Raw genomic sequence first — 15104 nt, forward strand, 5'->3', positions numbered from 1 at the left:
CCCGCCACACCGAGGTGCGGCGGGAGGATATCGAGCATGTGGAGGAGCTGGAAATTCTCTCGGAGTCAGAGGAAGCCGGCATTCATATGGTAGCAAGCAAGGACGGCAAGCAGATCTTTGTAGCAGGCCACTCCGAATACGATCCGGATTCGCTGAAATGGGAGTATGAGCGCGATATCGCGAAAGGCATGGACATGAAAATTCCGGTCAACTACTACCCGAACGACGATCCGAATCAGACTCCGCTCGCCATCTGGCGCTCGCATGCCAACTTATTATTCTCAAATTGGCTGAATTACTATGTATATCAGGAGACTCCTTATGATATCGGGGAGAGTCTTGAAGTCTGGCCGCAAATTTAGTTGACCCTACAGGAGGATACGCATATGGAAAAGGAACCATGGAAAATTGAAAGCAGATTGGCCCAAATCGGCTCCGTCGAAGAACCCGTGACCGGAGCGGTAAACTTCCCGATTTATCAGGCAACCGCCTTCCGCCATCCGAAGCTTGGGCAAAGTACCGGTTTTGATTACGCTCGGACCGCCAGCCCGACCCGCAAAGTGCTCGAAGCCGCGGCAGCGAAGCTGGAATCCGGGGACGCCGGCTTTGCCTGCAGCTCAGGCATGGCTGCGCTGCAAACCATCTTCACCCTGTTCAGCCAGGGCGATCACCTGATCGTTTCGCTGGACCTGTACGGTGGTACATACCGCCTGCTGGAAAGAATCCTTTCCAAATACGGGGTTACCGCGACGTATGTCGACACCAACAATCTGGACGAGCTGGAACAGTCCAGACGCCCGAACACGAAAGCGGTGTTTATCGAGACGCCGACGAATCCGCTCATGATGATTACGGACATCGAGGCCGTCTCCAATTGGGCCCACCGCCACGGCTTGCTGTCCATCGTGGACAATACGCTCCTCACGCCGTTCTTCCAGCGTCCGATCGAGCTCGGCGCGGATATCGTCGTGCACAGCGCGACCAAGTATTTAGGCGGACATAACGATGTCCTTGCAGGCCTGATCGTGACCAAGGGTAAAGAGCTGTCCGAGGAAATAGCGTTTCTGCACAATTCCATCGGGGCGGTGCTCGGGCCGACGGATTCCTATCAGCTCATGAAAGGAATGAAAACGCTGGCCCTGCGGATGGAGCGCCATGAAAGCAACGCCACAGCGATGGCCAAGTACCTTCAGACACATCCGGCGGTTGCCGAAGTATTCTATCCGGCGCTTCCGGACCATCCGGGACATGACATCCAAAGCCGGCAGTCCCGGGGGAATACGGGGATCTTCTCCTTTAAAGTGAAGGATGCCCGTTACGTAGAGCCCGTGCTTCGCCACATCCAGCTGATCGCCTTTGCGGAAAGCCTTGGCGGCGTCGAGTCGCTGATGACCTACCCGGCCGTGCAGACGCATGCCGATATACCGGAAGAAATCCGCAAAGCTGTCGGCGTTGACGACCGCCTGCTCCGTTTCTCGGTGGGCATCGAGCATATCGATGACCTGATTGCGGATCTGGGCGGCGCATTGGATGCCGCGATCAAGGAAGTGGAAGGGAGCAGCCAAGGATGAGTGATTTGGGCAAAGGACATCAGGATAAAAGCAAGCAGGAGCGGAAATTCGCGACCAAGCTGCTCCATTTCGGCTCGGAAATCGATGGTGCGACGGGAGCCTCCAGCGTGCCAATCTATCAGGCGTCTACGTTCCACCATGCAGATATCTTCAATCCGCCGGTGCATGATTACAGCCGTTCGGGCAATCCGACGCGCCAGGCGCTGGAAGACTATATTGCCCTGCTCGAAGGCGGGGTGCGCGGGTTCGCCTATTCGTCGGGCATGGCGGCCATTTCGAGCACGTTTATGCTTCTGTCGGCCGGCGACCACATGATCGTGACCGAGGACGTATACGGCGGAACGTACCGCCTGCTTACAAGCATTTTGAACCGCCACGGCATTGAGAGCACTTTCGTCGACATGACCGACCTGGAACAGGTGAAGGCTGCGCTGAAGCCGAACACCAAGGCTGTATATATGGAAACCCCGTCGAATCCGACGCTGAAAATAACCGATATCGAAGCCGTCACCAAGTGGGCCAAAGAGCATGATCTGCTCACGATGGTCGATAACACGTTTATGACGCCGTATTACCAGCGTCCCATCGAGGTGGGTGTGGATATCGTACTGCACAGCGCCACGAAGTTCCTTGGCGGACACAGCGACGTGCTGGCCGGTCTGGCCGTCGCCCGTACCGAGGAAATCGGCCGCCAGCTGAAGCAGCTGCAGAACGGCCTGGGAACGGTGCTGGGCGTACAGGAGAGCTGGCTGCTGATGCGGGGCATGAAAACATTGCAGGCACGCATGAAGCACAGCGAAGAGAGCGCGGCCGTACTGGCCGCTTGGCTCAAAGGGCGTCAGGATATTACGCAGGTCTTTTACCCGGGGCTCATCGATCATCCCGGCAGAGAAATTCACGAGAAGCAGTCCACCGGCTACGGGGCCGTCGTCTCGTTTGACGTGGGCTCCGGCGAGCGGGCCAAACAGGTGCTGAACCGCGCGCAGATCCCGCTCGTGGCCGTCAGCCTGGGCGCGGTGGAGAGCATTTTGTCCTATCCGGCGATGATGTCCCATGCGGCAATGCCGGCAGAGGTTCGGCTGGAGCGCGGCATTACCGACGGGCTGCTCCGCTTCTCTGTCGGCCTCGAGGACGTCGACGATCTGATCGCTGATCTGGATCAGGCGCTTCAAGGTTAAATCATCAAGCAGGCACCGCTTCGGCGGTGCCTTTCCTTCGTCCAGCCCGCGACGCTTGCCAGCCCGCGTTCGGCCAACGGATTCTATGAATTTCGTTTGCCCTGTGCGCCAATTGTGTTAAGATGGTATTGGTCATGTTTTAATTTATGTTACAAAATTCACATATGATAGGAGGCTGCCAAATATGAGTGCGGTTGACCGTATTCTGGATAAAGCACTGCGGGGCGAACGCCTGAATTTGGAAGACAGCGTGACATTGTTCGAAAGCAATGAAGTGGAGAAAATGGGTCATGCTGCCGATATCATGATGAAGAGGGTTCATCCCGATCCAATTACGACTTTCGTCATCGGACGGAACGTCAATTATACAAACGTGTGCGATACATACTGCACATTTTGCGCATTTTACCGTGTCCCAGGCCACAAAGAAGGGTATACCTTGCCGGACGAAGTGATTTTCCAAAAAATCAAGGAAACCGAAGACGTGGGCGGCACGGAAATTCTAATGCAGGGCGGAACGAACCCGTACCTGCCGTTCGATTACTACACGAACCTGCTGAAGGGCATCAAGCAGCGGTTCCCGAACATCACGATGCACTCCTTCTCGCCGGCGGAGATCCGCAAAATGGTGGAAGTGTCGGGGCTGTCTCTGGAACAAGTCATGCGCGAGCTGAAAGCGGCGGGACTGGATTCCCTGCCGGGCGGCGGCGCCGAAATCCTCGACGACCGGATCCGCTCCAAGATCAGCCGGCATAAAGGAACCTGGCGCGACTGGATGGACGTCATGCAGATGGCGCACAAAATCGGCATGAACACGACGGCCACGATGGTCATCGGTTTCGGTGAATCGATGGAAGAGCGCGCCCTGCATATGCTGCGCATCCGCGACGCGCAGGACGAATGCATCGCGAACGGCTACGACTCGAAAGGTTTCCTCGCCTTTATTCCGTTCACATTCCAGCCGGACAATACGGGCTTGAAGCGGGAACGCGAAACGCCGGAAGCGTATTTGAAGACGGTGGCGATCGGCCGCCTGGTGCTGGACAACGTGCCGAATTTGCAGTCCTCCTGGGTCACAATGGGACCGGAAGTGGGCAAATTGTCCCTCAGCTACGGCTGCAACGACTTCGGCAGCACCATGATGGAAGAGAACGTCGTGTCCTCTGCGGGTGCGGTGCATAAGGTTAACATCACTTCCATCCTGCAGCTGATCCGCGAAGCAGGTAAAATCCCGGCGCAGCGGAACACGAGATACGAGACGCTTCGCGTCTTTGAAGAAGGTTCCCAGGTGGAACGCGACTTCGTCATGCAGAACTAGAACGGATCTTAAATATTTTTTGATACAACCGGCCGCCTTGCTTACGCGAGGCGGTTTTTTGTGTTGTACAAAAGGCAAAGGGTACGTACCGGTGCAGGTTTCCATTATTCTTCCTGTGGATTCTTAAAAAATAGCCGTTGTATTTTTATGCGTTATTTTGTATAGTTTACTTAATTAACGTTAATTAAATAGGAAGTGTGAGGATATTTCATGACCAGAAACAAGCTGAAGGAAGCCGCGCTGCGGCTGTTCGGGGAAAAAGGGTACGACGGAACGGCCCTTTCCGAAATCGCCAAGGAAGTCGGGGTCAAAACCCCGGCGATCTACGCCTTTTTCGAAAACAAAGAGGATCTGTTTATGACGGTCTTTCGCGAAGCGATGCTCTCGTACAACGCTTTTATTCAGGAGCTGTCGGAGGAGAAGCAGGCGATGAGCGCCCGGGACTGCCTGTACGGCGCGGTGTCCAGACAATCGGAGTTTTACCGACAGCATCCGGAGGCGAGCATGTTCGTGCTGCGGTACGTGCTGTTCCCGCCGGACTTTCTGAAGGAGACGATCGAGAAGGCATTTCTGCAGGCCGATGAGCTGTTGACACAGGCGGTCGAACGGTGGATCGTGCAGGGGATTGAGGAAGGGGCAGTCCGGGAGCAGCCAGTGCAGCAGCTCGTGGACGCTTTTTTGAACTTGATGGACGGTTTGAGCATGCAATATTTCTACTACACCTCCAAAGAGGTGTACACCCGCAAAGTGAACAACGCCTTCGAGACCTTCTGGAGCGGCGTGCGTTCGTAAGGCGGGTCACCTCACCGAGAAGATTGTACAACAGGGGGATGGGTTTACATGAGTGAAGCGAGTCAAGTTATCGGCAGTGAAGGCAGTACACAGGATTTTGAAAGGGAACCCGTTCCCCAGCATTTGCGCAAAAAATGGTTGTCCATGTCGCTCGTCTGGATCGCGATCGGGATCGACCTGTCAGCCATGTTTCTCGGCGCGGAGCTTGGCAACGGCATGAATTTGGCGGACTCGCTGACCGCAACCATCGTCGGCTCGGTCATCCTCGGTCTGATCGGCGCGCTTTGCGCTTATGTCGGGGCGAAAACGGGATTGTCCACCGCGATGATCAGCCGGTTTCTGTTCGGGAACGTTGGTGCGCGCATCGTATCGATCGTGCTCGGAATTTTCTCGCTAGGCTGGTTCGGCGTGCAGGTCGGATTTTTCTCGTCGAACATGCATACCGCTTTTGACAAGCTGCTGGGGATTGACCTGCCGCTCGGCGTGCTGTCCTTTGTCGGCGGTTTGCTGATGATGTCGACAGCCATCTGGGGCTATCGCTCGATCGAGCGCCTCAGCGTATGGTCCGTGCCGCTGCTGGTCATTTTTATCGGCGTCGCCATCGTAGCGGCGTTTAAGACGAAAGGAACATCGGCGATATGGGAACCGATTGCCGGGGCGCCGATTCCGATGGGCATCGCCATTTCGCTTGTCATCGGCATCTTTATCGTCGGTACGGTGCTCTCGCCGGACATCGGGCGCTGGGCGCGCACGCCGATGCATGCCGTGACGGCCGCATTTATCGGATTTTTCGTCGGCAACAGCTTGATGACGATTATCGCGATTTTCCTCTCGCGGCTGATGGACACCGACGATTTGACGAACATTTTTATCGCCCTCGGGCTCGGACTGCCGGCCATCATCGTTCTGACACTGGCGCAATGGACGACCAATACGAACAACCTGTATTCGGCGTCGCTCGGCTTCTCGGTCGTATTTCAGAAGTTCCCGAAAAAATGGATCACCATCATTGCGGGACTGATCGCCACCTCGCTTGCCGTCTTCGGCATTTACGACAAGTTCCTGTCGTTCCTGAATGTCATTACGAGCTTCGTGTCGCCGATCGGAGGGCTGTATACTGCCGAGTATCTGCTGGTAGACCGGAAGAAATTTACGTTTGAAGGGCTGGACCGCAACCGGAACTGGATTTTCCGTTCCCTGGTTGTCTGGATTTTGGCTACGCTGTTCGCTTATATGACCACACCGTCACCGGACGGGTTCGGCCTCTTCCAATTGACGCGCGTCCCTGCGCTGGATGCCTTTGTTTTTGCCTTTATCGTACAGTGGATCATTGGAAAAATTGCAAGTAAGAAAGGATAAATCTACATCATGAACAACGTGTTAACGGAACTGGACGAGCAAGCCGTCCATTATATTGCCGTCGGTGCGGCGGTGCTCGGGACCGGAGGGGGCGGCGATCCCCATATCGGTAAATTGATGGCCATCGAGGCCATCCGCAAATACGGTCCGGTTCGGCTCCTGCAGCCGGACGAGCTGGCGGATGACGACCTGGTCGTGCCGCTGTCGATGATCGGTGCGCCGACCGTCATGAACGAGAAAATTCCGTCCGCCGAGCAGATGACGAAGCCGCTCGATCTCCTCGAGCGGGAGCTCGGCCGTAAAGTGACGGCCATCATGCCGATCGAGGTAGGCGGCGGCAACTCGCTCGTGCCGGTCATCGCGGCGGCGGAGCGCGGCATTCCGATGCTGGACGCCGACGCCATGGGCCGCGCTTTTCCGGAGTCGCAAATGGTAACATTCTACCTCGACGGGTACGACTGCAGCCCGATTACGATGGCGGACGAACGCGGAAACGCTGTGCTGATGCATGCCGTCGACGGCATTTGGGAGGAACGGATGGCGCGGGCCGTGACGATTCAGATGGGCGGATCGGCGTCGATCTGCGACTATCCGGTCACAGGGGCCCAAGCGAAGCGCAGCGTGGTACGCAATACGCTGACACAAGCCTATGAAATCGGACGGACGCTGTATCTGTCCAAAGAGCGTAAGCAGAACCCGATCGAAGCGCTGCTCAAGCAGCTGAGCGGTTATGCGCTGTTCCATGGCAAAGCCGTGGATATCCGCCGCCGCACGGAGGGCGGATTTACGCGGGGCGAGGCGGTATTCGATGGCACGGATGCACAGAAGGGCCGGACGATGAAGCTCTTTTTCCAGAACGAGTTCCTGCTGGCAACAGAGGACGGAAAATCCCTGGCGGTGACGCCGGACCTCATTGCGCTGCTGGATCAGGACACGGGCATGCCGATTACGACGGAAAATCTGAAATACGGCGCCCGCGTGACGGCCGTCGGCTTCCCATGCGACCCAAAATGGCGTACGCCGAAGGGACTGGAGACGGTGGGGCCGCAATACTTCGGTTACGACACGTCATACGTGCCGATTGAAGTTCTGGCCGAAGGGAAAGGAGGCGCGGCTCATGAGTAATCCGATGAACGTGAGTAATATGAGCAGTCCGTTGAACGATATCGTGATTCCATCCGGTAGGGAGAAACTTAGCGGCAGCGAAGACCTCTACCGGATCGGCATCGACGTCGGCGGTACGAATACGGACGCGGCTCTCCTCGATTCCAGCCTGAGACCGGTGCACACGGTCAAGGTTCATACGACTCGCGACGTCAATGAGGGAATCGTGGAGTCGATCCGCCGCCTGCTCGCAGAGAGCGGCGTGAATCCGGCCCGGATCCGCTATGCGATGCTTGGAACGACGCACTGCACCAACGCCATCGTCGAGCGGAAGCACCTGGGAAAGGTCGGTCTGATTCGCATCGGCGCCCCGGCAACGACCTCGGTGCCGCCGCTTGCGGATTGGGACGATGCGCTGAAGGCGGCGGTCGGCCCGCATGCTTATGTGGTGAGCGGCGGTTATGAATATGACGGCCGGGCGATCGTCGGCTTGGATGAGGCACAAATTGCCGAAGTGGCGGGCCGGATGCGGGGAGAAGTGGACGCGGTCGCGGTCTGCGGCGTGTTCTCCCCGGTCAACGGCGAGCAGGAGAAGCGGGCGATGCAGATCGTCAAAGCGGTGCTCGGCGATAACACGCCGGTAACGCTCTCCCATGAGATCGGCAGCATTGGACTGCTGGAGCGCGAGAACGCCTCGCTTCTGAACGCTGCGCTGCTGAACGTCATTGCCGGCGTCGTCCGAGGCTTTGAGCAGGCGCTGGAGAGCTTTGGCATCCAGGCCGGTGTCTACATTTGCCAAAATGACGGTACGCTGATGCTCAGCGATTACGCCCTGCGCTACCCGATCCTGACCATCGCCTGCGGTCCGACCAACTCGATCCGGGGCGCGGCCCATCTGTCGGGCCTCAGCGACGCGCTCGTCGTGGACATCGGCGGCACGACGACAGACATCGGTGTGCTCGCCCACGGCTTCCCGCGCCAATCCTCGGCCGCGGTCGAGATCGGCGGCGTGCGCACGAACTTCCGGATGCCGGACATTCTGTCCATCGGCATCGGCGGCGGCACGATCGTGCGGCAGGACGCAGCCGGCAGCGTCACCGTCGGGCCGGACAGCGTCGGCTACGAGCTGCTGCAGCGCGGCCGGATCTTCGGCGGCGACACGCTGACGGCCACCGACGTGGCCGTGAAGCTCGGACGGCACGCCTGGAACGGCGCAGACACAGCAGGGCTGGACGAGACGGTGTGCCGCCAGGCGGACGGCATCATCACGCGCGACATCGAGGACGCGATCGACCGCATGAAGACGAGCTCCGATCCGGTCGACGTCGTGCTTGTCGGCGGCGGCAGCATCCTTGTGGCAGACCGTCTTGAAGGCGTCGCGCGGATTGTCAGACCCGACCATTACGACGCCGCCAACGCCATCGGCGCCGCGCTCGGGGAAGTCAGCGGCGAGACCGAACGGATCTACGCGCTGGACGAGATGACGTATGACGAAGCGATGCTTGATGCGAAGAACCATGCCGTTCAGCAGGCCGTCCTAGCCGGGGCGGAGCGGGATACGGTTCAGGTCGTATTTTCCGAGGATATTCCGCTTGCATACCTGCCGGGCAACGCACTGCTCGTGAAGGTCAAGGCCGCGGGCCGGCTGGCTTGACAACCCATCGATTTCAGATATGAATAGGGGCCTCTTCCTTTGGTGTTCAAAGGGGGAGGCCCTTTATTATTTCCCGGCAAAAGGTACCTTTTTTATTCAGCGGAAACCCCCATTTACCAAGCATTTCATGTCGATTTTAACTGAGAAATGTTAGCCTGTTTTCCATCGATCCCTCCCGTATATCCCCCCGGCTAAAACATATACTTTGTAAGAAGGAATTTGAAAGGAGTGTTCTCCATGGAACTGTTCAGCATAGCAGCCCGAACCTTTAGTCCGCGGGAAGCGGAGGAATATAAGCGCATGGTTTCGGAAGCGAACCAGGTTTTACATAACAAGTACAAATCACTCGCAATCAGCTGTACGGTCCATGAGGATATGATGCTGTGGAGCTGCCGGGAGGACGATCCGCGGTTCTTTAAGGAGCATCATCTGCAGCAGGTGTACGCCGCTGCCGCCAAGACGGTGGCCCATTATATTTTGCAGGAAAAAGAGCAGCGGCTGATCGAGAAGATTCTGGCCGATGATTTTGATTTTCCCGATCCGGAGGAAAAAGAGCAAATTTTGAAGCACTGCCGGATGAGCCTGGAAAAAAGCTCCGAAGGGGGCGCATGGTCCCGCCGTTACGATATGCTCGTTCGCGGCATCAAGCAGTGCCTGAGCGAACGGCCGCTGCTCCATGTCGACGGTTTTCTGACCTTTCGTGCCGCTGCTTACATTAAAGAGCTTAAGGAAGTCGTGGAGTACGCGGTGGATGAGTTTTTGATGGACCGGCAGTATGAGGAGTTTGTCAGCATTCTGAAATACTTCGTCTATTTCCAGCAGCCGCAGGTGCCGATCGCCCATGTCATTCATAAGGGAGGCCAGGATTTGCTCGTGCTGGACGGTGACTTAAGACCGCTGGAGTACCGTCATGACGAAGGCGTCGTGGTGGAGCGGCTGGACCAGCAGGACCTGCAAATGGAGGATACGGTCGTCACGACGCTGATTTCCGTGTCCCCTGCCAAAATCGTCATTCATACGCGGGAACCGCATATGACCGTCGTTCGCACGCTGATGCAGATTTTCGATGAGCGGGTGGAAATTTGCCGTTACTGCCCGGACTGCCACGCCTATTTCCGCGAAACGGGGAAGATATAGCTTGACTCGCCGCTGGACAGGGATTTATAATTACACATAATTCGATAAAAGCGTCGACAGAGACATGGACCTGAAGATACGGACGGTCAGAGAGAGGGAACTTGGCTGAAATTTCCTCACGAATTCCGGCTTCGGTCTACCCCTCTACAGCTGCGGTTTGGAACCTGTTTACCCGGATTCTTGATCAGTCGGGGAAGCTCAGTATAAGCCGCCGGGTCATTCCGTTATCTGATGCTGAAGGACAGCCATCTCGTATTTACTGGCAACAGGGAATATGGAGGTCTGTCGAAGTTGGGTGGAACCACGGGTACAAACACTCGTCCCTTGTATAGGGATGGGTGTTTTTTTGCGTTGCCTGTACGATTTTGAAAAGGGCGGCTGTCCGCCGAAATACCAAGGAGGAATACAACGTGTCAGTAAGCATCAAACTGCCAGACGGCTCGGTTCGCGAATATGCGGACGGAAGCACCATTGAAGACGTCGCCGCTTCGATCAGCAGCGGCCTGAAGAAAAATGCGGCCGCAGGGAAATTGAACGGCATCGTGGTCGATTTGTCCACCCCGCTCGTGGAAGGAGCCGCAGTGGAAATCGTTACGCTCGATTCGCCGGAAGGCCTCGAAGTGATGCGCCACAGTACAGCGCACTTGACGGCCCAAGCCGTGAAGCGCCTGTTCGGGGCCAAAGAGGTCAAGCTCGGCGTCGGACCTGTCATCGAGGACGGATACTACTACGACATGGATTTGGAGCATCCGCTCAATCCGGAAGATCTGCAGAAGATCGAAAAAGAAATGGAGCGTATCGTAGGCGAAAACCTGCCGATCGTCCGTAAGGAAGTCAGCCGCAAAGAGGCGCTGGACATTTTCGGCGAGCTCGGGGATCCCTACAAGCTCGAACTGATCAACGCGCTGCCTGAGGACAGTGTCATCACCATCTATGAGCAGGGCGAATTTTTCGACCTGTGCCGCGGACCGCATTTGCCTTCCACCGGCAAAATCAAGGTGTTCAAGCTGATGAGCGTAGCCGGTGCCTACTGGCGCGGTGACAGCAAGAACAAAATGCTGCAGCGGGTCTACGGAACCGCTTTTGTCAAGAAAGCGCAGCTGGATGAGCATCTTCACTTCCTTGAGGAAGCCAAGAAGCGCGACCACCGCAAGCTCGGTAAAGAGCTCGACATCTTCACTTTCTCCCAGCTGGTGGGACAAGGCCTGCCGATGTGGCTGCCGAAAGGCGCCAAGCTGCGCCGCACCCTCGAGCGCTACATCGTGGACCTTGAAGAAAGCCTGGGGTACCAGCATGTCTACACGCCGGTTCTCGGTAACGTAGAACTGTACAAGACATCCGGCCACTGGGAGCATTACCAAGAGGACATGTTCCCTAAGATGGAGCTCGACAATGAAGAGCTGGTGCTCCGTCCGATGAACTGTCCGCACCATATGATGGTGTACAAGAGCGAAATGCACAGCTACCGCGATCTGCCGATCCGGATCGCCGAGCTCGGTATGCAGCATCGTTACGAGATGTCCGGGGCACTGACAGGATTGCACCGCGTACGCGCGATGACGCTGAACGATTCCCACATTTTCTGCCGTCCGGATCAGATCAAGGAAGAATTCCTGCGTGTTATTCAGCTGATCACGAAGGTGTATGAGGACTTCGGCATTCACGACTTCCGTTTCCGCCTGTCCTATCGCGATCCGGAGGATACCGAGAAGTACTTCCCGAACGATGCCATGTGGGAAATGTCCCAGCGCATGCTGCGCGAGGTTGTGGAAGAAACAGGCATCCCGTTCTTCGAGGCCGAAGGCGAAGCCGCTTTCTACGGTCCGAAGCTCGACGTGCAGATCCGCACCGCCCTTGGCAAGGAAGAAACGTTGTCCACTGTACAGCTGGACTTCCTGCTGCCTGAGCGCTTCGAACTGGAATACGTAGGCGACGACGGGCAGAAGCATCGTCCGGTGGTCATCCACCGCGGCATTCTGGGCACGATGGAACGCTTTACGGCCTTCCTGCTGGAGAATTTCGCGGGCAACCTTCCGCTGTGGCTGTCTCCGGTGCAGGTCAAGGTCATTCCGGTCTCCATCGCATTCGAAGGCTATGCCAAGGAAGTGGCCGAGAAGCTGAAGCTTCAGGGCGTATCCGTGGAAGCGGACGTGCGCAATGAGAAGCTCGGCTACAAAATCCGCGAAGGCCAGCTTGAGAAAGTACCGTACATGTTCATCGTCGGCGATAACGAAATGAACGCGGGAACCGTGTCGATCCGCAAACGCGGCGAAGGCGACATCGGGGCCAAAACCGTGGATGAGGCGATTTCGCTGCTCCGTGAACAAATCGCGAAACGCGAAATTTTCTAAGACACAAACTCGTGTAAAACGATAACTTGATAAGCTTGCACAATCCTCTGCAAAGTGAGACGACTTCACTTTTACATGTATAAACGCCGGAACATATGGACATCCTCGCAAGTAAAGGGGGAGGATTTCATATGAACAAGGTGAAAACATGGCAGAGGATTTTGTGTTGTATGTTTCTGTTTGGCATGCTTGCAGGGGCGCCCAAGATGTATGCGGCATCCTTCTCGCTGCTGGAGAGTGACGGAGTTACGGGGAATGAAAGTGCAAAGAGTCCGATGCTGGCGGCCAATGACTATTATCAAAAGCCGTTAAAATATGCAACGAAGCCGGAAATGTTTCAGGTGGTTGATTTGAAAAAAAGGGCGGCACAGAACGTATTTAAGCAAAATGAGTTCATGCCCAAGTATACGGCCAAGGCGGCTGTTCCCGCGATTGGCAAAGCCGAGGTTAAACCGCAGCAGGAGGCAGGTGCCGTTAAGGAGCCGTCCATGCCGGTCTTGATGCCGCGACAGGAGCAGGTTATCCGCAAGGTCAAAGTCACAGCCACTGGATACACCGCGGGTTATGAATCTACGGGCAAACATCCGAGCCATCCGTCATACGGCATTACGTATTCCGGCGTAAAGGTGCGCAGGGACAAAAATACGATTTCGACGATCGCGGCCGATCCGAAATGGTTCCCGCTCGGAACGATCCTTTATGTACCAGGCTACGGTTATGGTGTTGTTGCGGATACCGGTTCGGCCATCAAGGGCCGTAAGATCGACCTGTATTTCTCCACGACCAAGCAGGTGTATAAGGAGTGGGGGAAAAAAGAGGTGGACGTGTTTGTGATCAAGCGGGGGAACGGCAAATGCAGTGAGGAAATGCTGCAGACGTTGGGAAAAGCGATCCAAACGTATAAGACCGTCCCGGCTTCGCTGCTGGATGAAGCGGTGTGAACTTAATAAAGAAGCCCTGGGCCCGGAACGCGGTGCTGCAGGGCTTTTATTGTTTTTCGGTGCCATACATGTATCGTTTTCCATTCTTCAAATTTGCCGTAGAACGGTATAAATTCCAGGAGGCTTCACATACTACGACAGGGGTAAAGCGATGCTTGGATCCCCGGCCAGACAAGCTACAGGGAGGTGAAACCAAATGCAAAAGAAACAAAGCAGCAACTTCAAAACGCCAAACGAAAAGTTTGACGAGGAGTTTGCCGAAATCGGAAACGAGAGCGCAACTTCGACGCAAAAGCAAAAAGTACAAAGCAGCAATTTCAAAACACCTAACCAAAAGTTTGACGAAGAATTTAAACAAAACGATCAACAATAATCATTCTTTCGTCAATTTTTCTAAAGCACCCGCTGAAAAGCGGGTGTTTTATTTTTATATGGAAAAAAAAGTAATGCGTCTCGGTCTGGGGACTGAGAACAGGATCATTCCGCCGCCGCTGTCGGCCTGGCCGCCATTATTGTACACTGATATCAGATTCGCAAGCGATGCGAACTTTATAGGATATGAACAATGGAGTTAAAGGAGATACGGTTATGCAAAAAAAATGGGTGGACCGCCTTTTTGGAGGCCTGGTGCTGATTGCGATCGGAGTTGTATTTTTGTTGAATCAGCTCGGATATATCGACGTCAGCTTCTGGGGACTGGTCGGAGATTACTGGCCGGTGATTCTGGTTGTTTTGGGGCTCAAAGAGCTGGCCAAGGGCCGGCGCTCATTCTTTGGCGGGGCGATCCTGCTCCTGATCGGGGCTTATTTCCTGGGCCGTAATCTGGGATGGCTCTGGATCTCGCCAGGCAATCTGTTTAAAATCATCATTCCTGCGCTGCTGATTATCGGCGGGCTGTATGTCATTTTCAAACCGAATGACCGGACCCCTCCGCCAGCCGACAAGCGCCGTCCCGAGGAGCCTGCGTTTACGCCGGAACCTCCGGTACCGCCGGAGCCGGTAGAGCTTGACGGTTCGTCCCTGGACCGGCAGTTTGAGGAAAAATTTGGCATTCCGTACAGCAAGGAGAAGGGACCGCAGGGCGTTCCGCCGAAATCCTCTTATGAGGAAGAGGTTGATATGGACGATTTGGATTCGGACGATGACGACGAAATGGACCGGATGAAGAAGCACTACAAGAACAAGTACAAGCGGCACTACAAAAGATACTACAAGCATTACGCCAGAGAGGAAGCCCGCCGGGGCGGACCGTTCCGTGAGCCGGAGGATCATGATTGGGATCACCACGGCCCTTTCAGCGAATCCGACCACGACGGGAAAATCAACAAGTCCTCTTTTATCGGGGATATTTATCTCGGACACGATTCCTTTCAGCTGAAGCCGACCAACCTGTCCCAATTTATCGGAGACACGGTACTGGACCTGACCCGGGCGCATATTCCTTATGGGGAGACCAAAATCAACATCTCCGCGTTTATCGGCGATATCAAGGTGTACATCCCGGACGATACCGATCTGGGCGTCACGGTGAACTCGAGCTCCTTTATCGGGGATATGTCGGTGCTGAACGAATCGCGGAGCGGATTTGCGGGGAACATTTCGACCCGTACGCCGTATTACAAGGAAGCGCGCAAGAAAATCAAAATTAACGTCAGCGCGTTTATCGGTGATATTAAAGTAAACAAAGTAGGTTGATCGT

The 15104-nt window shown here is 55.7% G+C and carries 13 protein-coding genes; all 13 read left to right on the forward strand.

Annotation, left to right across the window (positions count from 1 at the left end):
* Positions 1 to 362, forward strand: a 362-nt coding sequence (locus BCV73_RS35630) for a homoserine O-succinyltransferase (protein ID WP_256992716.1), incomplete at its 5' end; no start/stop codon positions are given.
* A 24-nt stretch (positions 363 to 386) separates the two neighbouring features.
* The gene (locus tag BCV73_RS01710) at positions 387 to 1571 is read left to right on the forward strand and encodes a PLP-dependent transferase (RefSeq protein ID WP_076170649.1); all 1185 of its coding nucleotides are present in this window, start codon (positions 387 to 389) and stop codon (positions 1569 to 1571) included.
* Entirely contained in the window at positions 1568 to 2749 is a 1182-nt protein-coding gene (locus BCV73_RS01715; RefSeq protein ID WP_089545733.1) for an aminotransferase class I/II-fold pyridoxal phosphate-dependent enzyme, read from the forward strand. Before BCV73_RS01710 ends, BCV73_RS01715 begins: the two co-directional genes overlap by 4 nt.
* Before the next feature lie 184 nt (positions 2750 to 2933).
* Complete coding sequence (gene mqnC / locus BCV73_RS01720) at positions 2934 to 4067, forward strand: cyclic dehypoxanthinyl futalosine synthase (protein WP_089545734.1); 1134 nt, start codon at positions 2934 to 2936, stop codon at positions 4065 to 4067.
* 210 nt (positions 4068 to 4277) lie between these two features.
* The gene (locus BCV73_RS36090) at positions 4278 to 4859 is read left to right on the forward strand and encodes a TetR/AcrR family transcriptional regulator (RefSeq protein ID WP_076170646.1); all 582 of its coding nucleotides are present in this window, start codon (positions 4278 to 4280) and stop codon (positions 4857 to 4859) included.
* A gap of 48 nt (positions 4860 to 4907) precedes the next feature.
* Positions 4908 to 6218 carry a cytosine permease gene (locus BCV73_RS01730; RefSeq protein ID WP_089545735.1) on the forward strand — a complete coding sequence of 437 codons (1311 nt, stop codon included), beginning with the start codon at positions 4908 to 4910 and terminating at the stop codon, positions 6216 to 6218.
* A gap of 9 nt (positions 6219 to 6227) precedes the next feature.
* Positions 6228 to 7343 (forward strand): DUF917 domain-containing protein, encoded by a 1116-nt coding sequence (locus BCV73_RS01735; RefSeq protein ID WP_089545736.1) that lies wholly within the window; start codon positions 6228 to 6230, stop codon positions 7341 to 7343.
* Positions 7336 to 8976 carry a hydantoinase/oxoprolinase family protein gene (locus tag BCV73_RS01740; RefSeq protein ID WP_256992717.1) on the forward strand — a complete coding sequence of 547 codons (1641 nt, stop codon included), beginning with the start codon at positions 7336 to 7338 and terminating at the stop codon, positions 8974 to 8976. Before BCV73_RS01735 ends, BCV73_RS01740 begins: the two co-directional genes overlap by 8 nt.
* Positions 8977 to 9213: 237 nt before the next feature.
* Positions 9214 to 10113, forward strand: a complete 900-nt coding sequence (locus tag BCV73_RS01745) for a putative sporulation protein YtxC (protein ID WP_076170644.1) — start codon at positions 9214 to 9216, stop codon at positions 10111 to 10113.
* 410 nt (positions 10114 to 10523) lie between these two features.
* Positions 10524 to 12464, forward strand: a complete 1941-nt coding sequence (gene thrS, locus BCV73_RS01750; protein ID WP_089545737.1) for a threonine--tRNA ligase — start codon at positions 10524 to 10526, stop codon at positions 12462 to 12464.
* A 395-nt stretch (positions 12465 to 12859) separates the two neighbouring features.
* Positions 12860 to 13405 (forward strand): 3D domain-containing protein, encoded by a 546-nt coding sequence (locus tag BCV73_RS01755; RefSeq protein ID WP_116232664.1) that lies wholly within the window; start codon positions 12860 to 12862, stop codon positions 13403 to 13405.
* 196 nt (positions 13406 to 13601) lie between these two features.
* The gene (locus tag BCV73_RS34920; protein ID WP_163878701.1) at positions 13602 to 13778 is read left to right on the forward strand and encodes a hypothetical protein; all 177 of its coding nucleotides are present in this window, start codon (positions 13602 to 13604) and stop codon (positions 13776 to 13778) included.
* 215 nt (positions 13779 to 13993) lie between these two features.
* Positions 13994 to 15100 carry a cell wall-active antibiotics response protein LiaF gene (gene liaF / locus BCV73_RS01760; protein ID WP_076170642.1) on the forward strand — a complete coding sequence of 369 codons (1107 nt, stop codon included), beginning with the start codon at positions 13994 to 13996 and terminating at the stop codon, positions 15098 to 15100.
* Positions 15101 to 15104: the final 4 nt, after the last annotated feature.

It is taken from the genome of Paenibacillus sp. SSG-1, assembly GCF_002224835.1.
GTDB lineage: Bacteria > Bacillota > Bacilli > Paenibacillales > Paenibacillaceae > Paenibacillus_AQ > Paenibacillus_AQ favisporus.

What these genes read in the sequence shown, in the direction of transcription:
- BCV73_RS01710 (WP_076170649.1), top strand. Translation starts at nt 387, where the DNA reads ATGGAAAAGGAACCATGGAAAATTGAAAGCAGATTGGCCCAAATCGGC.
- BCV73_RS01715 (WP_089545733.1), top strand. Translation starts at nt 1,568, where the DNA reads ATGAGTGATTTGGGCAAAGGACATCAGGATAAAAGCAAGCAGGAGCGG.
- mqnC (WP_089545734.1), top strand. Translation starts at nt 2,934, where the DNA reads ATGAGTGCGGTTGACCGTATTCTGGATAAAGCACTGCGGGGCGAACGC.
- BCV73_RS36090 (WP_076170646.1), top strand. Translation starts at nt 4,278, where the DNA reads ATGACCAGAAACAAGCTGAAGGAAGCCGCGCTGCGGCTGTTCGGGGAA.
- BCV73_RS01730 (WP_089545735.1), top strand. Translation starts at nt 4,908, where the DNA reads ATGAGTGAAGCGAGTCAAGTTATCGGCAGTGAAGGCAGTACACAGGAT.
- BCV73_RS01735 (WP_089545736.1), top strand. Translation starts at nt 6,228, where the DNA reads ATGAACAACGTGTTAACGGAACTGGACGAGCAAGCCGTCCATTATATT.
- BCV73_RS01740 (WP_256992717.1), top strand. Translation starts at nt 7,336, where the DNA reads ATGAGTAATCCGATGAACGTGAGTAATATGAGCAGTCCGTTGAACGAT.
- BCV73_RS01745 (WP_076170644.1), top strand. Translation starts at nt 9,214, where the DNA reads ATGGAACTGTTCAGCATAGCAGCCCGAACCTTTAGTCCGCGGGAAGCG.
- BCV73_RS01755 (WP_116232664.1), top strand. Translation starts at nt 12,860, where the DNA reads ATGCCCAAGTATACGGCCAAGGCGGCTGTTCCCGCGATTGGCAAAGCC.
- BCV73_RS34920 (WP_163878701.1), top strand. Translation starts at nt 13,602, where the DNA reads ATGCAAAAGAAACAAAGCAGCAACTTCAAAACGCCAAACGAAAAGTTT.
- liaF (WP_076170642.1), top strand. Translation starts at nt 13,994, where the DNA reads ATGCAAAAAAAATGGGTGGACCGCCTTTTTGGAGGCCTGGTGCTGATT.